22 protein-coding genes are annotated in these 21293 nt (G+C 64.5%); all 22 read right to left on the reverse strand.

What is annotated here, in order from left to right:
- Positions 1 to 5 precede the first annotated feature (5 nt).
- The 22 genes from BCL79_RS09100 to BCL79_RS09200 all read right to left on the reverse strand — a co-directional run bounded on the left by BCL79_RS09100 (position 6) and on the right by BCL79_RS09200 (position 21209).
- The gene (locus BCL79_RS09100; protein WP_121040168.1) at positions 6 to 5039 is read right to left on the reverse strand and encodes a host specificity factor TipJ family phage tail protein; all 5034 of its coding nucleotides are present in this window, start codon (positions 5037 to 5039) and stop codon (positions 6 to 8) included.
- Positions 5027 to 5425, reverse strand: coding sequence for a peptidoglycan endopeptidase (locus tag BCL79_RS09105; protein WP_121040170.1), 399 nt, complete (start codon positions 5423 to 5425; stop codon positions 5027 to 5029). Before BCL79_RS09105 ends, BCL79_RS09100 begins: the two co-directional genes overlap by 13 nt.
- Positions 5422 to 5886 (reverse strand): DUF1833 family protein, encoded by a 465-nt coding sequence (locus tag BCL79_RS09110; protein WP_121040172.1) that lies wholly within the window; start codon positions 5884 to 5886, stop codon positions 5422 to 5424. Before BCL79_RS09110 ends, BCL79_RS09105 begins: the two co-directional genes overlap by 4 nt.
- Positions 5883 to 6239 (reverse strand): hypothetical protein, encoded by a 357-nt coding sequence (locus tag BCL79_RS09115; RefSeq protein WP_121040174.1) that lies wholly within the window; start codon positions 6237 to 6239, stop codon positions 5883 to 5885. Before BCL79_RS09115 ends, BCL79_RS09110 begins: the two co-directional genes overlap by 4 nt.
- Positions 6239 to 9007: a phage tail tape measure protein gene (locus BCL79_RS09120; protein ID WP_121040176.1), complete on the reverse strand. Its 2769-nt coding sequence runs from the start codon at positions 9005 to 9007 to the stop codon at positions 6239 to 6241. Before BCL79_RS09120 ends, BCL79_RS09115 begins: the two co-directional genes overlap by 1 nt.
- The gene (locus BCL79_RS20300) at positions 9000 to 9161 is read right to left on the reverse strand and encodes a hypothetical protein (protein WP_183073709.1); all 162 of its coding nucleotides are present in this window, start codon (positions 9159 to 9161) and stop codon (positions 9000 to 9002) included. Before BCL79_RS20300 ends, BCL79_RS09120 begins: the two co-directional genes overlap by 8 nt.
- A 62-nt stretch (positions 9162 to 9223) precedes the next feature.
- Positions 9224 to 9646, reverse strand: a complete 423-nt coding sequence (locus BCL79_RS09125) for a hypothetical protein (RefSeq protein ID WP_121040178.1) — start codon at positions 9644 to 9646, stop codon at positions 9224 to 9226.
- 3 nt (positions 9647 to 9649) lie between these two features.
- On the reverse strand, positions 9650 to 10405 hold the full coding sequence (locus tag BCL79_RS09130; protein ID WP_121040180.1) for a hypothetical protein: 756 nt from the start codon (positions 10403 to 10405) through the stop codon (positions 9650 to 9652).
- A gap of 36 nt (positions 10406 to 10441) precedes the next feature.
- Positions 10442 to 10897, reverse strand: coding sequence for a hypothetical protein (locus BCL79_RS09135; protein WP_259462125.1), 456 nt, complete (start codon positions 10895 to 10897; stop codon positions 10442 to 10444).
- On the reverse strand, positions 10890 to 11204 hold the full coding sequence (locus BCL79_RS09140; protein WP_121040184.1) for a head-tail joining protein: 315 nt from the start codon (positions 11202 to 11204) through the stop codon (positions 10890 to 10892). Before BCL79_RS09140 ends, BCL79_RS09135 begins: the two co-directional genes overlap by 8 nt.
- A 14-nt stretch (positions 11205 to 11218) precedes the next feature.
- Entirely contained in the window at positions 11219 to 11977 is a 759-nt protein-coding gene (locus BCL79_RS09145; protein WP_121040186.1) for a hypothetical protein, read from the reverse strand.
- 45 nt (positions 11978 to 12022) lie between these two features.
- The gene (locus BCL79_RS09150; protein WP_088433714.1) at positions 12023 to 13027 is read right to left on the reverse strand and encodes a major capsid protein; all 1005 of its coding nucleotides are present in this window, start codon (positions 13025 to 13027) and stop codon (positions 12023 to 12025) included.
- 84 nt (positions 13028 to 13111) lie between these two features.
- Positions 13112 to 13792 (reverse strand): head decoration protein, encoded by a 681-nt coding sequence (locus BCL79_RS09155; protein ID WP_121040188.1) that lies wholly within the window; start codon positions 13790 to 13792, stop codon positions 13112 to 13114.
- Positions 13793 to 13794: 2 nt separating this feature from the next.
- On the reverse strand, positions 13795 to 15156 hold the full coding sequence (locus BCL79_RS09160; RefSeq protein WP_259462126.1) for a S49 family peptidase: 1362 nt from the start codon (positions 15154 to 15156) through the stop codon (positions 13795 to 13797).
- The gene (locus BCL79_RS09165) at positions 15146 to 16627 is read right to left on the reverse strand and encodes a phage portal protein (protein WP_121040190.1); all 1482 of its coding nucleotides are present in this window, start codon (positions 16625 to 16627) and stop codon (positions 15146 to 15148) included. Before BCL79_RS09165 ends, BCL79_RS09160 begins: the two co-directional genes overlap by 11 nt.
- Positions 16620 to 16835 (reverse strand): phage head-tail joining protein, encoded by a 216-nt coding sequence (locus tag BCL79_RS09170; protein WP_088433711.1) that lies wholly within the window; start codon positions 16833 to 16835, stop codon positions 16620 to 16622. The genes BCL79_RS09165 and BCL79_RS09170 overlap by 8 nt, the downstream gene beginning before the upstream one ends.
- A 1-nt stretch (position 16836) precedes the next feature.
- The gene (locus BCL79_RS09175; protein WP_259462127.1) at positions 16837 to 18822 is read right to left on the reverse strand and encodes a phage terminase large subunit family protein; all 1986 of its coding nucleotides are present in this window, start codon (positions 18820 to 18822) and stop codon (positions 16837 to 16839) included.
- Between the two features lie 76 nt (positions 18823 to 18898).
- Entirely contained in the window at positions 18899 to 19402 is a 504-nt protein-coding gene (locus tag BCL79_RS09180; protein WP_121040195.1) for a DUF1441 family protein, read from the reverse strand.
- Positions 19403 to 19658: 256 nt separating this feature from the next.
- On the reverse strand, positions 19659 to 19994 hold the full coding sequence (locus BCL79_RS09185; protein ID WP_121041257.1) for a DUF6527 family protein: 336 nt from the start codon (positions 19992 to 19994) through the stop codon (positions 19659 to 19661).
- 29 nt (positions 19995 to 20023) lie between these two features.
- On the reverse strand, positions 20024 to 20512 hold the full coding sequence (locus tag BCL79_RS09190; RefSeq protein ID WP_121040197.1) for a lysis system i-spanin subunit Rz: 489 nt from the start codon (positions 20510 to 20512) through the stop codon (positions 20024 to 20026).
- Positions 20512 to 20973, reverse strand: a complete 462-nt coding sequence (locus BCL79_RS09195; protein ID WP_121040199.1) for a lysozyme — start codon at positions 20971 to 20973, stop codon at positions 20512 to 20514. The genes BCL79_RS09190 and BCL79_RS09195 overlap by 1 nt, the downstream gene beginning before the upstream one ends.
- Positions 20970 to 21209 carry a hypothetical protein gene (locus BCL79_RS09200; RefSeq protein WP_259462128.1) on the reverse strand — a complete coding sequence of 80 codons (240 nt, stop codon included), beginning with the start codon at positions 21207 to 21209 and terminating at the stop codon, positions 20970 to 20972. Before BCL79_RS09200 ends, BCL79_RS09195 begins: the two co-directional genes overlap by 4 nt.
- Between the last annotated feature and the right edge of the window lie 84 nt (positions 21210 to 21293).

Here is a 21293-nt window from a genome sequence, read left to right on the forward strand (position 1 = left end):
GTCGGTTACTCCATGGATTCGATGGACTGATACTGAGATTGGAGAGCCAGCGGCGTTGGACCGGGATTGCTGACACTGTGTCCACGCCGGTCGTAACTCACCACACGCGTGCGGAAGCTTGTCTGGCGGGCGCTGGCCACGTCGGTGGCGAAGATCTGTCCGCTGATCGTCTGAGTGATGAATGACGCTGCCCCCTGCTCGTTGAACACGTCATCGCTCCCGCCCAACGTCAACCGCGACAGCTCGGTCCAAGTGGGGTCGCCAGCAAAGTTGCGCTCCAGCACCACCACCGCCGAGGTGCTGCCTGGCCCCAGGGTGATCACCGATGACGCCCCGTTGTACTGCTGCTGGTATTGGTACTGAAAGCGGCCACCCACCTGCACCTCCCGGCCCAGCCTGCCGAGGTAGCCAGTTTCCACCGCTACGCCCTGCGCCACAGTCGTGCTGCTCTTGAAGCCGCGCGAGATGCCGCCGGTGTAGAGCGCGCCGGCGATGAAGACGTTGCCGGACGTATCCAGCGCGAACTTGGCGTTCGCCTTGACCACCGTGGCCGGGTCGCTGCCCTGCCCGTAGTACATGACCAGGTCGCCCAGGTTTCCGAAGGGCTTGCCTTGGGCCAGGATATAGCCGCTGTTGGCCCAGCGCTGGACGGTGCGGCCGCCCTCCCAGGTCATGCTGCCGGTGCCGTTCGGATCGGTGATGTTGAAGATGTCTGCAACGAAGTCGATCTTGCCGATCAGACCGTTGTTGACCGAGGTCATACCGATGGCCCGGTTGTTGACGTCCAGCGCCCACGTGTACTTGGCGTACAGCACCGACTGCCCGTTCTCCAGCTGGGTTGCCCGGGTCTCAAGGATCTGCGTGGCGCTGGCGGCCAGTTGCACGGCCGTGTCGTCGGTCCAGAGCGTTGGGGTCAGTCCAAGCTCCAGCTTCATGCGCCGGATCGAGTTGTTGGCGTTGGTGTTCTCCCAGATGGGGCGGCAAACCAAGTACGTCGTCCCCGCAGGCGCGGCGATAGCGATGTAGACCTGTTGCCACTGTCCGACGATCGATGGATCGCTGAGAGCCGAAACCGCTCCGATGTAGCCATCCGCGCTGTACGCCGCGACTTCGAGCCGAACCGTGCCGGCATTACTGTTGCGGTACACCTCGCCGCTGAACACGTAGACGCCCTGGCCCGTCTGCACCGTCTGCGGGCTGGCCGTACCGCCCGAGATCGGGGGAGCGTACATGTAGTTGCCGTAGCGCGGCTCATTGACGATGCCGAGCCCACCCGGCTGTGCCCAATAAGTGAATCCGCGCGCAAAGGATGAGTCCTTCAGCATGTTCGGCGTGCCACCCAGCTTGGCCGTCACTTGGGTGATTGCACTGCCCTGCGCATCCACCCGGCCGTCAAGCTGCTCGACCTTCGACTGGATGATCGCCACGGTCCCGGCCTCAGCCTTGCCGCCCAGCACAGCGTTGGTCTGGTCGATCCGCCGACCCAGCGCCAGGGACACATTGGTCTGAGCCTCATCCAGCTGCCGCACATAGGCATTGGTTGCCAAGCCCGGTAGCGCAGCCTCCAACACGTTGGTTCGCTCCGCAATGGCCTCCACCCGGTTAGCGACCAGGTTGATCTGTTCGGCCACGCTCGCCGCTGTCGCCAACGTGCCATTCCCGGCCGGCATGCGGACCAACAGTGCATCCAGGCGCGCGGCCTCGGCCTGCAGGTCTGTAGCGTTCTGCGTAGACATCCTGATGGCAGCGGCCAACGCATCGCCTACCGAGGTGTACTCGCCGATCGCCTGCCACACCGCTGGATCGCTGGCGGGCTCCACACCGGTGCTCTCAACCAACGCCCGGTACAGCACGCCAGCTCGGCGCACGAAATCACCGACCGGGTATTCGGCGTCGGTAGTCCATTCGTCCGCACCGACGATGTCTTCCAGAATCCCGTTGAGCGCGGCCACCTGGGCGTCGGTGTAGGCGCGCGCCGCGGCCACGGCTTCAGTGGCAACGCGCAGATCCTCGGCGATGCGGTCGAGGATCTCCTGGGTGATCTTGTTGTTCGCCGCCAGCGCTTGCTGGTAGGTCTCATCAATGCGGCCGTCCAACCCGTCGATGACCTCGCCGAGATTGGCGAGCAGTGTCTTCCGGACGACACGGCTCGCCTCGGAGAGCGCGCCGGAGGTGTTCCGCGACCGACATGCAAAGATCCATTCGCCCGCCGGCGGCAGGACCGCCTCGAAGGCTGCGGCGTGGTAGCCGTCGTCACCCAGCGGGGTCATCTGATCCCAAGCTGGGGCGGCCACCTGTCCGGCGCTGTAGCGGATCTCGACGCCAGCGAAGTCCGCAGACTGCACGGTGTCGTTCAGAAATCCCCAGGTGTACCGCCGAACGCCGCCGCTGATCTCGGCAACGTCGAAGATGTCAACGAGCACCGGCGGCACATCTGCACCGCGCGTCGCGTACATCGCGGTAACCGCGACACCAGCATTGCCTTCGGGGCTGTACGGTCGAACGGTGATTGGGTAGACACCTGCCTGAGGGATACGCCAGGTCGCGGTGCGCGTGCGGGTGGTGGCCACCTGCTCAAGCTCGCTATTCCGATCCAAATCGGACAGCACGATAGTCTCGCCCACCGGGCCGGATACATCGAAGCTCGCGGAGAGCTCAGTGAAGACCGTGTCGCCCTGCACAACCTGCTGTTCGGTGATGCGCAGATTGCTGGCCACCGGCCGGGTCTGCAGCAGAGAGCCATTGGGCGCCGGGATGTACTGGCCAGACTCGACGTACCGCCAGAATTCCGGGCCCTCCGGCACAACCGAAACCGATGCGCCCTTGAGGTCTGACTCTGGCTCGATGCCTACCACGCGCACGCGGTAGCCCGGTGTTTGCTTGAAATCGAAGATCCAGATGGTGTCGTGGGCCGGGTTCTCGGCGGTGTTGCCCGGCAGCGGTGCGTCAGCCGGCCAAGGATCAGCCAGCCGGATTTGATTCGTTTCGCCGGCGAACATAGCGACGCGGAAGACGCGGTAGACCAGCTCGCCAGGAACGCGCAGCCCGATGAAGCTGTTGCCCGTGGCTGGCGCGCGCACCTGATCGTCCAGCGTCAACACCACGGTGGAACCATCCAGGGTGGCGGACACCAGCCTGCCGCCGAAGCCCCACTGCGTCAGGTCGTGCTGCAGCGCCAGCACCGACATGCGTCGGTAACTCAGGTGCTCGATATCGGTGCTGAAGGAGATGTCCTTGTACTGGTACAGGGACTGCGCCAAGTGATACCGCGCCATCTTGGCCGCGTGTTCCTCGGTGGTGATGCCCTCGCCCGATACCTGGGCCGGGTTCAGCATGGTCTGGACGCCTGGCGCAGTCACCCTGAGCGTCTTGCTCGACCAGTCCGAGCGATCCACGTAGGTGAACTCGATACCATCGGCCGCATTGGCCAGCGTGTAATCGATCTGGAACTGCCCCTTTTTGATCGTGGCCATATTGACCACGCCCGACAGCGGCTGCTCATCCGCCGCCCATACGACCGACAGTCGACCGGCCGCCCAGGTCACGTTGCCGAAGCCTGCGAGCGCGATCGCTTGCACCACGTCGTCGTGGCTACGCGTGTCACGAATCACATTGTCGTAGGTGTATTTGGACGCTGCGCAGTGCAGCATGAACGCCTGCAGAGCCGCGATGTCGATCTGGGCGTCCAGCAAGCCCAACCCCGCGATCAGGTTCCCGGCTGGATCGCGAATGCCGCGCGCGTACGCAAGGATCTGGGCGCCAGGGTTACTCGATTCTTCGGTGACCCACTGGCTGCCCTTCCACACCGGGATCGGCGCGGCATAGGCCACACAGCGCAGTTCGTCAGGAGCACCGTTCAGCTGACCGGTGGCCTTGATGCGAATGCCGATACGGGGAATACCCGCGTAGCTCGCCGCGTCGGTCTGGATGCTCTTCAGCGCCGACCACGTGAAGTCGCTGGTGGCCCCCGAGCCGTCCGTGTTACGACCCGCAATGCGTGCGCGCACCTCGTACTGCCCAGCCTCAACGTCCAGGGCGTAAGTGCGCCGCTGCTGCTTCTGGCTCTGGCTGATCAGCGCGAAGTTGCCGAACACGCGCCAGTCGCTCGCCCCAACTGCTCGGTACTGGACTTGGATCGTCTCCTGGTTGTCTTTCGGCTTGCCCTTGCTGGTGGTGTCGAACAGCATGTAGTCGAAGTCGAGCTGCAACCGGATGGTGCTGGCCGAGCTGGTGCGCTGAACCCATGCGCTGGGCTTACCTTTCTCCGCATCGAGCGCGCCGCCGGGAAGCGTGTCGACGTTGCTGTAAAGCGGGATCCTCTCTTCCGGCATGCCGGGAAAGCCGCTGTGCCAGACCTGTACACCTTCAAAGGTCGAAAGCAGAGCCTCGCCATTGAACATCGCATCCACGCGCGCCACATTGATGCCCGGCGTCAGCACCATCGCCATGAACTGGTCGTTGGCCTCGTAGAATGAGTACGGCTGGCTAGCGATGTCCGGCGCAATACGGATGCTCCCCAGCACCAGCGGCAGCGGTTCATACGGCCGCGCTTGGTTGCGTGCCGAGCCAATCGTGTAGACGGTGGCCGCATCGCTTTCGTACTGCTTGGGCTTCTTCGGCCCCAAGACCTTGTTGATCAGCAGCGACCCGACCGCATAGATCGCGGCTTGCGCCATCCCGGCCGCCATAGCGCTGTAGCCGGCGGCCACCATGGCCGTGCCGACACCTGCAGTGAAGATAGTCAGGGCGACCATGGCGACGATCAGCAGCGCCGTACGCCCGACGGTTCCACGAACCTCGATGACTGTGCCGCCCTTAGGCCTCACCTTGTCGATGATCTGGTGGGGCACGCGGACGCCGTTGATCCGTACCTCCCACGCGTCGCTCCCGTAATCGGGCACCGTCCTGACCAGGAAGTGCCCCAGCGTTTCCCGCGGCAGCAGCTCAGCGGCGATCCGCTGCTGGCCCTCCAGGGTCACCGGGTGGGGGGTGACGACCAGCGACGGCGGGCACGCAGCGAGCGCGTTCAATTCAGCCATTCGTAAAACCCCTCGATTCTCAGCCCGAAGTCGGGCAGATCACGGACGCGGTGCAGGACCGCGCAGCCGTTCTTCTCATTGGCGTGGAGCACCCACGCCTCATGGGCAAGGAAAAAGAAAACCCCGGCATGGCCGGGGCGTTTCTGAAGTACTTCGATCATCAGCACCAAATCGCCGTCCCTCGGCGGCCCCTCTCTGGGCTTGGCGAACGGCTTGGACAGCTCGCCAAGCTCGGCGGCTCCCTGCGCACCCCGTGGGCGCCGGCCAGGCACCACCACCTCACGGCCGAAGAGCTCCCGCTGGACGAGCATCACCAAGTCGGCGCAGTCGAAGTCGTCGGCGTTATACGGCAGGCCGACGAAGTGCTCCACCTCGACCAGCTTCACGTGAAGATTCCCGGGAGCGTGAACTGGTTCGCCCTGAGCTTCACCGCCTGCTGGCGCATGATGTAGTCGACACCGCACTGCGCCGATGCCGTCGCTCCAGTGATGGTCACGCTGCTCACCGGCAGGAAGTAGTCGCGCTCGATCGTGTTGGGATCTGTACGATCGGAGACCATCAGCCTAGCCATCAGCACCTCGTTGGGACCGATGGACTCGAGGTCTTCGGAGATGCCGCGGCCGACGTTGTCCACCACCAGCTGCGCGCGAGGGGTCTGGCCCTTTGTGTCGTTCGGTAGCTTGAAGTCGAATGGGGCTCCGAGGTAGACCACACCCTGGCTGGTCCAATCCTGAGTGTCGTTGACAATGCGCAGGGGGTTGGGGAGAGAAGGCGCGGAGATCTCGAGAAACAACAGGATTCCGGCCGTGTCGGTCACACGCTGCCGGCGCTCTGTAAAGGTAGTCATCGCAAGTACTCCACCACCGCGTCCATCCGGTAGTCACCGGGTAGCTTTTCATCAGGCACCAGATCGCCCAGCGCACCGTTCTCGAACCTGGCCGTGATCTGCTTGCCCGTGAACGGGTGGATCATCGTGAACCAGCCAATGCGCTTGATATCAGCCATGTACCAGGTGTCGAAGGCTTCCACATCCTCGACGCTGCTGAAATAGAGCACCATCGCTTGCTTTATCAGCACCTGCGTGTTCAACAGGCGCTGCTTTGGCACGCCGCGCTCCATTTCGGTCCTCAGTACAGACGGGTCAAAGGAGCGCTTTTGCCCTTCGAACATCACGCGGGCTACGCTCGGAAGGGAAGCCATCAGACACTGTCCTTCAGGCCAAACCGGCCTTTCATACCTGCATAAGTTGCGCCCGTTCCACCGGCGACGCGGCCACCGATGAAGCTGTCGACCTGGCCAAGCAGAACGTCAATATCGAAGCCACCCTGTTCGTTGTGGCTGGCCGATGCAGTGGTGCCTTCTGGCGCGTTCAACACACGAACGTTGATGGATCCGCCGTACGAACCGGAGGGTGCACCTCCGCCGACAGGGCCGCCGTCTGCGTAGCCGCGCAGGCCCTGCCGCATGGCCTCAACGATGCCAACGCCGCCGGCGCGGGCAACGTCGGCCTGGGACCAGACCACTTCGCCCTTGTGCACGACGCCCGCAGGCTCGTTCACGCCACCATTTCCGGTGTATCCGCCGGAGGAATACCCACTGCCCAGGCGCATCTTCTGGAACAGCTCGTTGTTGATGCTGCTCGTACCGGAAGTGACGGCCTGATTTCCAGCGGCAGAGACACCACCGCCCCACATGCTGGCGAAGGCATTGGCGATGCCCATAGTGGCTTGCCGGGCGGCAATTCGAGCCAGGTCGGCCAGTACCGATCTGGTGAGGTCGGAGAAACTCAGCTTGCCAGTGGTCGTGAACTTTACCCAGGCGTCTTCGAATCCACCGATGACGCCGCCCACCGCGCTGCCCATCTGCTGGGCGTAGTTCCTCGCCTCCTGCTGATAGTTGGCCCACGCAGCGGCTGCCCCGGACAACCAGTTGCCTTCCGCCTGGCGCAGGTCCTCATAACCGTCCTTGATCAGCTGCAGCCGGTCGAGCGTCTTCGCGTGAAGAAGCGCCTTCTCCTCCTCAAAGGTCACTTGGTCGATCTGGTCAGCGTTCCGCTGAAGGCTCAGTTCCCTGAGCTTGTCCGCTTCATCTGCGATGGCGTCGTTGATGCGCTGCTGAATCTCATACTCTCGATCACCCATCCCGACGCGTTGTGCCTGGGTTGCAAGCTGTCGTGCAAGAGCAGAGTTGCTTGCATCGAGTGCACTGGCGTAGGCCTTAACCGCATTCTCACGAGCCTTCGCGGTCTTTTCCTCCTCGGTCTTGAGAACCTCCAGAGCTGCGGCGCCCTCGATGCGCACCTTTGCAAGCCGCGCCTCCAATTCACCTATCTGACGGTTCACACCGATAGCGTCCTTGCCCCCTACCGTCTGCTTCTGCAGGTAGTCGATCTGTTGCTGCAATGACTTTGCCTGCGCGTCGGTGCTCTCCTGTGCGAGATCGCGCATCCGGCTGTAGTACTCGGAAGCAGAAATCTCTCGAGCCGAGAATTGTGCACGCAGCAACTGCGTGCCAGCAGTAATCTGGGCCTGCTCGGCGATCAAGTCATCTTTGTAACCTTGCAAGCCTGCAGCGCGCGTGGCCGAACCGTTTCCTGCCTTCGGCTTCTCCTTGTACTTCTTCTCAATTGCCGCAACTGCGGCCGCTCGGCGTTCCTCGATTGCCCGTACCTCATCCAGAAGGCCGGATGCCTGTGCCGTGCGACGGGCAACCTCAGCCTCGCCATTGATGCGTTGGACCTCTTCGCGCTTCTTGTCCTCTTTGGTGGCCTGAGCGCCGATGATGGTATCCATTTCGGCGACGAAGTCCGTCGATGCTGCTTGCGCAGCCTTAACCTCCGCGTCTTTCCGCTCCTTGATCAAGTCGGTGGCCAGTGCTTTGATTTTGGCAGACCGATCCTTCACATCCTTCTCGAGAGCCGAGATGACCATGGGATTTCGAGCCCTGGGGTCATCCGATGCCACCAGTGCATTCAGCCGGGCGACGTCACGACGGTTGTCTGCAAGCATCTTCTGCATTTGGTCGGCCTGCGGACCAAAGCCGGCATTCACCTGCATCGCGTTCCAGGCCTTTGTGGCTTCCGTCCACAAGTCCTTGAAGCCACGGATCACGGGGTTCTGGCTGGCGCGAACCTTTGCCAGCGCCATGACGGTTTCGTCTGCAGCTGCGCGGGTGATTACCGTCACCGCGTCTTGGTTACGCCCCTGCTCCTGCAGCGCCTTGACCTGCTCATAGAGCGCCACGGTCATGAAGTTGACCTGCTCGTTGAGCTTCTGGGCATTCTTGACCGGGTCTTCAGCCAACTTCGCATACAGCGCGATGGTGTCCTCCAGCGCCTGCCCGCTGATCTCCTTCATGGCCACCGCGGCGTTCGCAACGGCCTGAAGGTTCTGCGCGGCGATCTTCCCGTTCGATCCGACGGCCTGCGCCGCCTCCGCGCCGGCCCCCGTGGACACCTTGAGCGCATCGCTGGTCTTCTGCGCCATGTTCACCAGCGTCAGCGTCGTTGCAGCGGCCTCGTTGCGCGACAGCACCAGCGCTTTGGTGTACGCCTCAGTCTGCTTCTCTGCGCTGTACCAAGCCACTACCACCAGGCCAACCGCAGCGGCGGCCACGGTGTAGGGAGTGACCATTCCCATCAGCGCCGACGACACGCCCTTCAGGGCCGGCCCGACACCGCCGAAGCTGTCCTTGATCTGGCCACCCTGCTGCACCAGCACCGTGAAGAACGGCATTCCGCCCTGCAAACTGGTGAAGATGTCGGTGAACTGCGCCGGCAGCTGCCTCATCGCCTGCGCGGTTTGGCCGGCGGAGATGCCCAGGTCGGTGATGTTGTTCTTTACCGGCAGCGGCCGGGCCGCTTCGGTACGCACCTCGCGCAGCTGCCGGGTAAGCACGCCCAGCCCCTGCCTGATGTCAGCCAGGTCCGCACTGATGCGGACGCGCAGATTCGCTGAAGGGTCAGCCATGAGTGGTGGTTCCTTGTTGCTGCTGCGCCGGGGCCTGGCCGCTCAATGCGGTCAGGTATTTCTGCCAGTCCGCCGGCTCCGCACCCATCGCCATGCGTGTGGCCACGGCGAATTGGGCGACTCGATCAAGGTCATCCTGAGCGGCGGCCTCCATGAAGCCGCGCAGCTGCGCCAGGGTGTATGTGACTACTTCCGGTAAACGGTGGCCGCGGGCGATCAGGAACTGGACGACGTCGCCGAGTCCGTACTCTCTTCCGCCAGCGGTTCGGCCTGCATCAGAAGACGACGCAGGCGATGGGCGAAAAAATCGCGATTGAGCCCGACGACTGCCTCGAGCAAGTCGGCGACTTCGTCAAGGGTGCCTCCGGCGATCCATTCCCCGTCACGGCCAACAGCAACGGCCAGTGCACCAGCAAGGTCTGCGCTGTCCTGCTCGAGCAGGTCCAGCAAAATGGCACCGGTGGCGGCGGCCGGTGCTGTATCGACCGCGCCGACCATCATCGCCACCCGGGCGATGATGGTGCGGCTGGCCGTGATGAAGGGCCCGATCTGCTGCAGGCGCAGGGGCGTCACCTGCACCTGCTCGCCGCGAAAGCGCACGGTGCGGGTCGGCGGGATAATCACGTCCAGTTCCGACACGGCTTACTTCTCCTGCTGCCAGTAGAAGTAGGCCGACTTGTCCGAGCCGGTTGCCTTCGACGCATCCTTGAGCAGTGCACCGGGGACGCTGCCGGCACCGAACTCGTTACCGATCAGCCCCATGCTCTCGATCACACCGCCGGTGACCTTGTGTGCGACCAAGCGCACCATCTTGCCGCCACGGGCTTCATTGGCGCCATAGAACTGCATCTCGTAGAACTTCTGCGAGGTGACCGCCGCTTCCACGTGGCCCAGCTCTGCGTTCTTGAAGGTGACCTTGATGTTTGGCGTGCCGGCCACGGACGGTGCCACGATGGCCGATCCTGCCGGAATGAACAGCATGCCGCGCTCGAAACGGTAGTCCTTGCCTGCCTCGTAGATCGTGGCGCCGGTCACCGGCTTCACGGCGGTGACTTCAGACGCCAAGCGCGACAGGGGCGCATAGCTCCCCGGCACGGCCAGCACCAGCTCATCGGGGACGGTGCCAGCGGCAATGCTGCTGGCCTTGCCGCGAGTTGCCCGGGCGAAGTTCTCCGGATTGAAGTCGTGGAAGGTGTAGTTGAGGTTGTAGCCAGTCACCCGATCGACGCGGCTGGCCGTGCCGCCGCCCGGATTTTGGTAGTCAGCCAGCTCAAGGGTGTTGGTCTGGGGCGCGACGGTGTATGCAGAAACGTTGCCGATCTCCAAGAACGGATCGGCCGTGTTCCACTCGCGGATCACGATGATGCCGCTGCCCAGGTAGCTGTAATCTTCGGCCATGGTGGCTCTCCAGTTGGGTTGCCGCTGTGCGGCGGGTTATTTCTTGGGGATGTGGGACTGGTAGGTGAGCAGTGCGCCCACCCAGCCGGCGCTGGCCTTCTCCGGCATCAGCGGCTCCATGCCGACGTAGACCGGCACCTGGATGCCTTCGGGGAAGTTCCGGGCCACTTCGCGGCTGTCCATCGCCGCCTCGATGTCGGTCACCAAGTCGTCCAGCGCCTGTTGGTAGCCCTCCGTGCTGGCCGGCACCTTGGCGATGACGCTCACGGTCGTCAGCCGGTGCGTGGTGGTCTTGGAGGGGGTCTCGGGGCGCTGCTGCTTCTCGATCACGGCCGTCAGAACTGCCTGGGTGTCCTGGTCGCCGGGTGTCGGTTCCAGCGTCCACCCGGCACCGGCGTCGGTCAGGTAGCCGTTCTTGGTGCTGATCATCTGCAGCGTTTTGCCCATGGCTACCAGCAGCTGGCGCCGGGGGCTGGGTATAGGCTCAGACATTGGCCACCTCCCACACCGCCGTCGACTCGTCGGCACGGATCTTCTGCACCAGCTTCAGCCGGCGGCCGGTGCCATCGATACTTACCACGCCACCCGCCCGCGGAGTGACCTCGGCCAGCTGCAGCGTGACCCGGTCGATGGTGGTCGCGATCGGCGCCACATCGTCCGGTGTGAACTGCTCAACGCCCTCGTCGAGCAGCACCGTGCACGGCACGCCTGCGCAGGTGCCCGGCTCGTGGTAGTGGGCAGCATCGGCGACGCCGGTTGCGCGGAAGGCTCCGAACGCGATTGCGTCGAATGCCTGCATGAAAGCTCTCTGGTTCAAGGCAAGGGCCTCGCGGTTTCCATGGCCTTCTCCAGCTCGCGCTTCAGGAAGAACGGCATCAGGCGCTTCCAGGTGTCCTCGGCCATGCCGAAGATGTCGTATCGCGGGGTGTAGGCGGCTGTGTTGGTGAAGATGAAGATGGAGCGGACGCCGGATCCGCGCCCGATCCGCTCATAGATGCCCGGGCGCAATGCACCGCGGCGTTTGGTGATCACGAAGTACTCGCCATCACGGTTGTTGCTCTTGCCACGCCGCCGCTTCCGGCTGACGGTGGTCTGGTTCTGGTATCGGTCACGCTGGGCGCCCAGCTGGGACAGAATCTTGGTGACCTGGCCGGCGGGCACGTTGCCGAACTGGTTTGCCTGAGCGCCGCGCCCCATCACCGCAAACTGCGTGGGTGACAGCAGGCCACGGCTCTGCAGCAGGCGCTCGAAGCCCTTCCGGCGCCGCTGGCCGCCATCTACCTCGGCCAGAAGATACTTGGCCGGCGGGGTGCCCTTGAATGCCTCGTCTCGAATGAAGATCTCAGCGTACGGCTGCGCCTTGGTTGCCTTGCGATACATCGCCGCATTGACCGTCAACGGCGTCGGCCGGTCGAACACCCGCGGCGCCTGCCGCTTCCAGCGCTCACGGATCTCGTAGGCAACCTTGTTGGCAGCCTGCGACGCGGCGTATGGAAGCTGCGACTTCTCCAAGTCGCTCAGCTGACGACCGAGCGCATTGTCGGGGTCGACCCCGATCCTGATCTGGGCCATACAACCTCCTGCCCGGCCCGCCGAAGCGGGCCAGGCACTACTGGCTTACTTCGAGCCGGCCTTCAGGCGGATCACCGCGTCCGGTCGGGTGTTGATGTTCAGCGGGTTGGACTGGCTTTCCAGCTCGATGCCCTTGTCCATCCGCAGCTTGGCGGTCTTGCTGTAGTACGGCAGACCGACGCCGCGCACGGTTTCCAGGTAATCCGCAGGAGCGAAGCGGGTCAGGAACATGTCGGGCACCCCCAGCGGGAAGGCGATCGCTTCGCCATCGGGAATGGCCAGCTTGCCGCCCGTGCTGCCCGGCAGCTCTTCGAACACGACGTCGCCGAAGACGAAACCCTTGCGCAGATCCGTGCGAAGCGCAGCGCCGTCCTGCCAGCGCTTGTAGGCCTCTTCGACGTCCGGGTGGTCCACCAGTGAATCGAAGAAGCCAGCGCTGCACAGCACGTGGACGCCGGTGTACGGCACCCCGCCGAGCTTTTCCTCGATCGCACGCTTGATCGAGACCGCCTTGGTGCGGACCTTGGTATCCTGCTTGTTCAGCTCCATGCCGATGATGATCTGCTTGACGCCGAACTCGTCGTAGAAGTCCACGATCAGCGAGCCATCGGCGTCCATCAGCTTGCCCTGCAGCGCACCCAGGCGGTGATACTCGATGGTGTAGTCCAGATCGCGCTTGTGCAGCGCCTGCAGCCGGTTAACCACGGCTGCGACGTTGTTGCCTTCCGCATCGTTGATCGGATCCCAAACGCCCAGCAGCTGATCGGCCATGACCGTGGAGCGCTGCGGAAGGTGGGTGGTTTCCAGCAGCTTCACCTTGCCGCGGTCCAGGCCCTTGGGCTGGCCCGGCGCGCCGCGCGGCACGTTGGGCACCAGCACCAGCTTGTTGTTCTCGATGCCGATCTTCACGATCGTGGTGCCGACCAGGCCTTCTTCTTGGAACAGGCGCATATCGCCCAAGCGAGTGACGATGCGCGGCAGGTTGTTGATGTAGGCGTTGAGGGCATCGAAGCCCAGCACGCCCAGTGCCAGAAGGGTTTGCAGATCCATAGTTGTCTCTCTCTTGGGTAAGGGGTACGAAAAAGGCCCCGCCGAAGCGGGGCCTTGTTGGGGGCGGGTGAGGGGGCCTGCGGGTTACGCAGCGGCGACGGTGATGGTGTCGCTGGTGGCTTCGTCCAGGTCCGCGGCGGTCACCTTCAGGGTGTAATCGCCAGCAGCGCTCAGCGTCGCGGCGTCCCAGGTGATGACGCCGCCCACGGCTGCCTTCGCGCCGCCGCCGGTCAGGTTGCCGGTGCCCGTCGCCTTGGCGAGCGTGGCGCTGACGGTGCTGCCGGTGACCAGGGCGCCGAAGACGTCCTTGACGTGCGCGACGACTGGGCCAAGCGCCACACCAGCGGTGCCGGTCAGCGGCGCAGACACGAACACCAGGTGATCCGCAGCATTCGATGCGATCGGCTGCTGGGTCCAGCGAGCGATGATGCCGGACTCGGCCAGGCCCAGTGCGGCCAGCAGCTTCTGGTCAGCGGTAACGCCGCTGGCCCACACCAGCTTTTCGCCGAACACTTCGGCGTCGCGCGCGATCGCCGCGCCCTTGACGGCAAGCGCCGCGGAATCGGTGCCGGTGTCAATCGGGCCATACAGCACCTTCACCGCGTCGGTGCCGTTGGCAGCGACGGTATTGTCCGCCTTGAGCAGGGTGCCGGCGGGCAGCATGCCCTGCCCGGCAGGCAGATGGATCAGTTCGCGGCTGCGCTCGCCGCCCGCTTCGGACAGCAGGAATTCGCCGGTACGGGTGCCGGCCAGGGTGATTTCCATCGTCAGTTACCTCGTTGCTTGTAGATGTGATTGGGGTTCAGCTGCGCCTTGACGTCGGCGGCACGTTGGTCGGCCATAGAGGCCGGGTGGGCGGTGATGACCTGAGTGTTGCGGCCTTCCTCCGCTTTCATCGACAGCAGCTGTGCACGCACCGTGTCGAGGTCGGTGTTCTTCTCGATGAAACTGGCTGCGAGCGTGTCATCGCCACGCAGTGCAGCAGCGCACGCGTCCTGGACTGCGGTCGCGTACTCAATGGCGCTGGCCGCCGGCTCGCCCGCCTGCGGGGCCCGACGCAGCACGGCGACAGCGAGTGCCGGCGGCAGTTCACTTGAGGCGACCGCTGCGGCCAGCGCCGCGGCCGGGTTCTCCACCACGGCCGCAGGCGGTGCGAGGCTGGCTTCGGGCGTCGGCGGCGTGGCCGTTGCATCCTCGGTGTCATCCGGGTCCGGGTCACCGGGCGCCTGCGGCGCAGCCGCTTCGCTGGCGCCGAGGTGCGCGATGAGGTCGTGCCAGGTGCCGAGCCGCGTCGCAAAACCAACCGTCACGGCGGCCTGGCCACGGTAGGTGGCCGCTTCGGTAGCGCGCACGGCCCCCGCGTCCATGCCGAGGTTGCGCGCCACGGTATCGACGAACAGCGTGAGCAGGTCCTCCAGATCGGCCATCGCCTCGGCATGCGCTTCCTCGCTGAGCGGGAAGTTCGGGTTGAAGTCGACCTTGCGGGCGCCGGCGAACAGCGGGGTCACCTTCAGCCCGATCTGGGCGTTGTTACCGCTCCAGTCGTGGTGATAGCAGACCACGCCTACCGATCCGACGCCGCCGGTACGGCTGATCCAGATCTCGTCGCATGCCGATGCGAGGGCGAAGCCGGCGGAGTACGCATGGTCATCAACCAACGCGTACACCGGCTTTCGTCCACGCGCCTCAAAGATGTGGTCCACCAGGTCGAAGCAGCCCGATGCCATGCCACCGGGCGTATCCAGCCGGAGGATGATCGACGTCACGGCATCATCGTTGAGCAGCTCATCGAAGGTGTCGCGTACCGCCGCATAGCTCACCGGCCCCGGGCCGCTGGCGCCGGGCATCGGCCGGTTCACCATCGCACCGGACAGGTTGATCACGCCGATCAGGTTCAGTGCGACCCCTACCGGCTGCCCATCGGAGCCGGCCACTTCGAAACGGTCAGCCTTCAGGACGCTGTCGTCGCTGGTGACCTTCCCTTCCAGATAGCCGCCGACCAGTGCCTCACCGATGGTCGACTGCACCAGCAGGGGCTGATTGAGGACCGCGGCTGCGAGCGATGCCACCACGGGTGCACGGCTGCCGCGACCCAACATTCGGGCCAACAGGCCAGGCTTACTCGTCATCGTCATTCCCTTCATCGTTGTTGGCACCAGGGGCGCCGGGTTCATCGTCCTGCCGGGCACCGGAGGCATTCGTGCGCCTCGGGTCGCTGTCATAGCGAAGCCCGGCCGCGTCTGCGCGCTCGTTGTCCATCGCCTGCTCGGCATCGACCTGTTCGGGATCCTCGCCAGCGCTCAGCACCACCTTGCTGCGCGACTTGAAGCCGGCCCGTACTGCTTTGAGTTCGGAGGTCACGTCCTGCACCGGGTGGCTCCAGGGCCAGCCCTCGGGCACCCACAGGGTTTCGGTCACGTCATCACGCAGGGCCGCATACCGCGGCACCTTCAGCAGACCCGACAGCACCGCCTGGTCGATGAAGGCGTCGCGCACCCGCTGGCAGAACATGGGGATCATGAAGAGCCACTGGTCCTGCTCGATGACGCGACGGAATTCGTTGAGGATCAGGCGCAGAGCCCGATCGGAAACGTTGCGCAGGTCGCCGGTGAGTACCTCGTAGGGCACATCCTGGCTAGCGCAGATCGCCAAGAGATGACCGCGCAGGAACTCGGCATAGTCCGAACCAGCACTGGGCGGCTCGGCGAAGGTGATCTTTCGACCGGGCGGCAGCTCCTGCATCGTGCCCGGCTCAAGACCACCGATCGCGGTGCCGTCGGCATCCTCACCGGTGATCAAGTCACCGACCGCATCCCCTTCTTCGCCATCCGCATTGGCATCTGTGGTGATAAAGCCTGCAAACAGGTTGGCCAGGGCCTGCCGTTCCAGCACCGCATCATCAAGGCGGTCCAGGTTGAACATGCGCAGCAGCGCCGGCGCCGAGCTCGGCACGCCACGCATTGCACCTGCCCGGTTCGGCCGGTACAGGTGCAGCACCTGCTCCGCCGGCACGCGCACCAACTCGTTACCGTTGACGGTCAGCTGCATGTCTCCGGGGTGTTCCCGGTACATCCAGTACGCCACGCGTCGGCCGATGCTATCGACTTCGATGCCCTGCCGGATCACGTTGCCGTTGCTGGCCACGCCGTTGTAGTACTGCGGGCATTGCTCCGACTCGATCAGCTGCACCTGCAGCGGCACCGGCAAGCTGTCTTCGGGTCGCCGGTAGCGGATGCGGGCAAACACCTCGCCAGCCTCCTTCCACTCACGCCAGGCCAGCGCCTGCAGCCCGCCCCAGCCGAGCACGCCGTCGGCATCGGCGTACTTGCCCCAGCGCTCCCACAGCTTGGTGAGCTTCTTCTTGTGCTCCTTCGTGCCCCATATCGGTTTCGCCTGGATGCCGGTGGCGATGCCGTTGGACACGCTCTTGTTGAGCGCACTGACCATCCACGGGTCATTGCGGGCAAGGTGCCGCGCCCTGGCGAGCAGCGTGGGCAGGCCCAGCAATGCAGCATTGGGCCCCAGCGAGGATGGCCGGAAGGTGCGGAGGCGGCGGCCGTTGCCGGCGGCGCGGTAGCTGCTCTCGGCGGTATCAGACATTGCCGGTCCCCGATTGGTAGAGGCGCACGATGCGTCGACGCCGTGGTGCCCCTGCGGCCTGGCTAAGCTCATCGCGCATCTGCTTCAGCAGGCGACGCATCTCAACCAGGCTCTGGTAGGTCACGGTGCGGTCGGCATATCGGACGCTCAGCACGCCGGCCGCGATCGCGGCCTCCAGTTGCTCGACTTGCTTGTTGGTGAATGCCATTTCAGCGTCCCAGATACTTGCTTCGGATGACGCGGCGGGTGCGAGTGCGCGGCATTGGCGCCGGCGCAACGTCGTCTGCCCTCACGTCTGGGTTGTCGTCCCACGGCGCGGCCCATGGCGGCGGCGCGGTCCAGTTGATGGCCGGAACCTTCAGCCACAGCGCCATGCCCTCGGCATAGCCGCAGAGGTCGAATGCCTCGTTTCGGCGCTTGGCCAGGTTCTCCCAGCCCTTTGCCGTCCTCGATTCGGCCGTCAGCTCGGCGTAGAACGCCTCTGGCAGCCAGTCGGGGAAGTGGTAGTAGCCCGGGCCCGGCTCTGCCCGCTTCACGTTGGCGTCTACGGTGTCCTTCAGCCGGTCCACGTTGAGCAGCAGCTGGGGCACGTCGCCCTTCGACCCCGACTTTCGATCCCGGCGCTTGCTGCTGTCGGGGAAGGTTTCGCGGAACAGGCCACCCTCGCGGCGCGCATCGCCCTTGATCAGCCTGACCCTGGCGTGCAGCTTCCGGGCCTTGAGCGAACGCCAGAACTCCAGCGCGCGCACCGAAGTGCCCGACTTGCCACCCCAGTCAATGCCCACAGCGTGGATCGGCATGCTGCGGCCGGTGCCGTCGTCCAGCGGGTAACGCCGGCTGATGACCTTCTCGACCAGCCGCTCCCAATCTTCCAGGTACTTCGGCGGGTCCAGCGGCAGGAAGCCGCCCGAGCCGTCTTCGCGCTTGGAGGTGCGCAGAGTGAAGGAATCCACCACCCATCGCTCCAGCTGCCCGGTTTCGCCAATGCCGAAGCCCAGTACCAGCACGACGAAGCGGTTGGCCTGAACGTCGACCTCCCCCAGCAGGAACCGGACACCGACAGGGACTGCACCAACCGGCCAAACCTCGGCCCGCTCCTGCATCTCGTTCGGGTCACTGGCCGACCGTGCCGCCATCGGCACGTAGTTGATCGCGCCATCGACGTTGTGGGTGGTCTTCAGGGGCCGCTCTTCACCGGTAGTGGCGAAGGTGCGCAACGCCTGGAGGTAGCGCTCGATCAGCGATTCCCACGACTGGTAGGCCGCAGCGACACCCCCCAACCAGTAGCTGGCGATGCGTGCCTCCGGCCGTTCACCGGTGACAGTTCCGTCGGCGTGCACGAGCTGACCTTCAGCAGCCCAGACACCGGCGCGATTCATCCCGTCCTTCCACCGGTGCTGCAGGCCCACGCCACAATGCGGGCAGTGCAGCAGCGAGTAGTGCCGCGCCATCTTCTGCACGTCGTCTAGCACGACCCGCTCGAGCAGTTCCTCCATCGGCGGCAACGCGAACCCGTCGTAGCCTGGTGCCGCCTGAAACCGCTCCCCGCACTCCGGGCAGGGCCAGTACCAGCGGCGCCGGTCGCCACGCGCATACAACGCGGCGATGCCGGCGGCCGGTGGACCTTGGTGCGGATGCAGCGGCTTCCAAGCGCCGTCGGCGTAGTCCGTTGCCGGGCTCGACTCTGCCACCACCATCCCGGCCGACATATAGGTCTGCGTACGCTTCAGCCCCAGACCGAAGCATTCGTCGATCGTCAGGTCGCCGGTGTAGTTGTCGACGTCCGTCATCAGGACGTCGTGGATGTCCTTGCCCGATAGCACCGACACAGACGGCCAGCCCATGCGCAGCGACATTCCCGACCGGAAGAACTTCAGCAGGATGTTGTCGTCATGGGCACGCGGGCTCAGTCGGGATCGCAGTTCCGGGCTGGCGGCGATGCTGCGAGCGATACGTGTCTTGCTGTAGTCCTCGGCTGCATCCTTGGACATCTGCACAACCATGGCGTCGGCCGGGTTGCACGTGATCAGGTACGCCAAGCGCGCATCGATGAGCGATATCGTCTTGCCCGAACGCGCCGGCCCGATGAACACCACCGCCTCGTAGTGTCGGCTGCCGGTGGTGTCCAACGGCTCAACCATGTAGGGCGAGGTGTCCGGATCCCAGGAACCGGCTGCGCCGGCGGCGTTGGCCACCTGTAGAACCCGCGCACCCTCGCTCACCCTAATGCGGCGAGGTGGCCGGATCATCTCGGCAACGCCTTGGCGCACGCTACGCGCTGTCGCGTACGTCGTCATCGGTGATGCCCTCGTACATGGATTGGCGGACGCGATCGCACTCGTCCTGGACCTTGACCACCTGCTCTGGTGTGAGCCCTGCCTTTCGCTCGAGCACATCAGGGAGGGTGTCGAAGAACTGCACGATCTTCTTCACCAGCTCGGCATAGTCGGCCTCGACCTCCGCGGCCGGCACCAGCTGCCCGATGGTCGATTCGACCTTCAGGCGCTCGTTCTCCGACTGGTAAAAGGCGCGCCGCTCCATCGGCGGCAGGTCGCGTGGATCCACCACACCTTCAGCGCCGAGCGCCGCGGCGCCAGGATTTACCAGCGCGGAGGCTGCATCGGCCAAGCGGTAGACGTCGTGCCCCGCCCGCTTGGTCAGCGGCGGAACGCCGGCCTCCTTCAGTCGCTTGCTGGCAGTGCGGCGGTCCATTCCGAACTCATCAGCCAGCCGGGCCACGGACCAGCCTTTGGTGAATTCGTGGATGTCAGCCATGTCCTACCCGATGCACAGCCTATTCAGGCGTGAAAATGCGGTTTCTCCCGGGAAAATCCGCCAAAAGGTGGCCTGTGGTGGAGCACCCTAGAGGCCGAAATACTGTCTTTTACCGGGGTCCGAATTCCCCCCGGTGGCTGTGGATAACCCCGGGGGCCCCGCCCCATTCAGCCTTCTGTGGATATCTTGTGGATATTCAGCATATTCGTTCAGTTTCGCCTTCGCGCTAACCAGCGTGAAACCATTTCGTGAAACATTAGTGCTCGACCGGGGTCAGCGGCACCGTCGTCCCCGCCAAAGCGTGGGTGCAATCGCTCAAGAACTCGATCTGCCCTTCGCGCACGAACGAGTGGCAGGTGTGGCACATGCTGACGCCGTCTTCGTCGGGGTGGTGTTTGTCGCAGTGCTCCGGCCCAAGATGGCGACGCTTTTCCTGCTCGTGCCATTCGGATTCGTAGCAGCAACCGCCACGCGCCAAGATGGACGGCGATAGGGTTGGACTCTCCACGTCGCCGTTGAAATGCCACGTAGTGCCGGCGCCCCGCACAGGGAGGTTGTGGTACAGCCTGCACCCCGGGCACTTGAAGGACACGTGCCCATCCTCAAAACTCACCAGAGGGCTCACCGGATCATCTCGGCACGGTCTGCGGCGATGACGGCTTGGCATGCTCTGAGCTGGTCGTCGGCGTCTCGGCCGATTCCAATAGCAGGGCCCGCAACCGTGACTCCGAGGTCGGCGGGCGCATCACGTTGGACGGCGCCGGGGGCAGCTTCGGACAGGCGACCGGTGTGACAGGTGGCGAGGTCGTGGCGCAGCCGGACAGTGCCAGCACGCAGCTCAGCCACAACAGCAGCAGGGACGGTCTCGGCCGCAGCGCGGTCTTCTTCATACTTCGCTCCGATGGTGGCCATGCGGTGGCCTTGGGTGTGCTCAACCTGTCGGGCATCATTCACGTGGGTGGCGAATGCCTCGGCGCCAGCAGCACGCTGATTGGCTTCTTTGCCCTCGGCGCGATCGCCCTTCCACGACCAGCCAGCAGCGAACCCACCCCCGGCGATGAGTGAGGTCCAGACGATGAAGGCGACGATGGCGGCTGCGGTCCGGTTCATCACTGGCCCTCACACATACGGCGCTCATCGGCGCGACGGTTGGCCAGGCCTTGCACCCGCTTGCCGCCAGCAAAGACCCATCGATCAAGCTCGGCGCACCACATTTTGGCAGGTTGGCCAGCGTTGATCTTGCGTACCAGCGTCGAGCGGCAGGCTGCCCCCACACCAACGTTGTAGGTCCAGCTCAGGACCGCCGCCCACTCATTCTGGCGCAGCGGCATGTCGATACAGGCGGTAATGCCGGCCATGTACTGTCCGAGACGACTGCTGAGCTTCTCGGTGCACTCCTGCTCGGTGTAACGGGCTTTAGCTGGACGGCCGGTATCCCCGTAGCAGTAGGTGGCCACCCCGACCATGTCCACGTAGGGCTCGGGCGAGTAACCCTCCCACGGTTTGACAAGGGCGGTGGCGGTCAAGGCGATAACTGCAGCCGCGCTGCCGCCAATTATTTTGGCTTTCATCCGATCACCCCGCCACTTCGCGCCTGGCGCCATTCCCTGACCCACTTCCAGACCAGGTAGCCGATCTGACCCACCAGGTAGATTGCGGTCAGCACCAGCACTGCCTTGTCCAAGGTCAGGCCTGATGCGACGGCCGTAGCCACCGTTACCGGTGGCGTCACCTTCAGGGCTGCGGTCCCCACCGCGTCAATGATTTCTCCCCGCATGTCGGTTCCATGGTTGATACGGTTCGGCATGAAGCCCTCCCCGATTGGTCAATAGGTGCCCGCCCCGCTGCCGGCTTGGCGCAAGGGTTGATCCGGTCTGGAGGCGGGCAAAGG

Source organism: Stenotrophomonas rhizophila (genome assembly GCF_003651185.1).
In the GTDB taxonomy this organism is placed as follows: Bacteria; Pseudomonadota; Gammaproteobacteria; order Xanthomonadales; family Xanthomonadaceae; genus Stenotrophomonas; species Stenotrophomonas maltophilia_Z.

Coding starts and splice junctions, on each gene's coding strand:
- BCL79_RS09100 (WP_121040168.1), bottom strand. CDS start 5,039: ATGGCTGAATTGAACGCGCTCGCTGCGTGCCCGCCGTCGCTGGTCGTC.
- BCL79_RS09110 (WP_121040172.1), bottom strand. CDS start 5,886: ATGACTACCTTTACAGAGCGCCGGCAGCGTGTGACCGACACGGCCGGA.
- BCL79_RS09115 (WP_121040174.1), bottom strand. CDS start 6,239: ATGGCTTCCCTTCCGAGCGTAGCCCGCGTGATGTTCGAAGGGCAAAAG.
- BCL79_RS09120 (WP_121040176.1), bottom strand. CDS start 9,007: ATGGCTGACCCTTCAGCGAATCTGCGCGTCCGCATCAGTGCGGACCTG.
- BCL79_RS20300 (WP_183073709.1), bottom strand. CDS start 9,161: ATGGAGGCCGCCGCTCAGGATGACCTTGATCGAGTCGCCCAATTCGCC.
- BCL79_RS09130 (WP_121040180.1), bottom strand. CDS start 10,405: ATGGCCGAAGATTACAGCTACCTGGGCAGCGGCATCATCGTGATCCGC.
- BCL79_RS09135 (WP_259462125.1), bottom strand. CDS start 10,897: ATGTCTGAGCCTATACCCAGCCCCCGGCGCCAGCTGCTGGTAGCCATG.
- BCL79_RS09140 (WP_121040184.1), bottom strand. CDS start 11,204: ATGCAGGCATTCGACGCAATCGCGTTCGGAGCCTTCCGCGCAACCGGC.
- BCL79_RS09145 (WP_121040186.1), bottom strand. CDS start 11,977: ATGGCCCAGATCAGGATCGGGGTCGACCCCGACAATGCGCTCGGTCGT.
- BCL79_RS09150 (WP_088433714.1), bottom strand. CDS start 13,027: ATGGATCTGCAAACCCTTCTGGCACTGGGCGTGCTGGGCTTCGATGCC.
- BCL79_RS09155 (WP_121040188.1), bottom strand. CDS start 13,792: ATGGAAATCACCCTGGCCGGCACCCGTACCGGCGAATTCCTGCTGTCC.
- BCL79_RS09160 (WP_259462126.1), bottom strand. CDS start 15,156: ATGACGAGTAAGCCTGGCCTGTTGGCCCGAATGTTGGGTCGCGGCAGC.
- BCL79_RS09165 (WP_121040190.1), bottom strand. CDS start 16,627: ATGTCTGATACCGCCGAGAGCAGCTACCGCGCCGCCGGCAACGGCCGC.
- BCL79_RS09170 (WP_088433711.1), bottom strand. CDS start 16,835: ATGGCATTCACCAACAAGCAAGTCGAGCAACTGGAGGCCGCGATCGCG.
- BCL79_RS09180 (WP_121040195.1), bottom strand. CDS start 19,402: ATGGCTGACATCCACGAATTCACCAAAGGCTGGTCCGTGGCCCGGCTG.
- BCL79_RS09190 (WP_121040197.1), bottom strand. CDS start 20,512: ATGAACCGGACCGCAGCCGCCATCGTCGCCTTCATCGTCTGGACCTCA.
- BCL79_RS09195 (WP_121040199.1), bottom strand. CDS start 20,973: ATGAAAGCCAAAATAATTGGCGGCAGCGCGGCTGCAGTTATCGCCTTG.
- BCL79_RS09200 (WP_259462128.1), bottom strand. CDS start 21,209: ATGCCGAACCGTATCAACCATGGAACCGACATGCGGGGAGAAATCATT.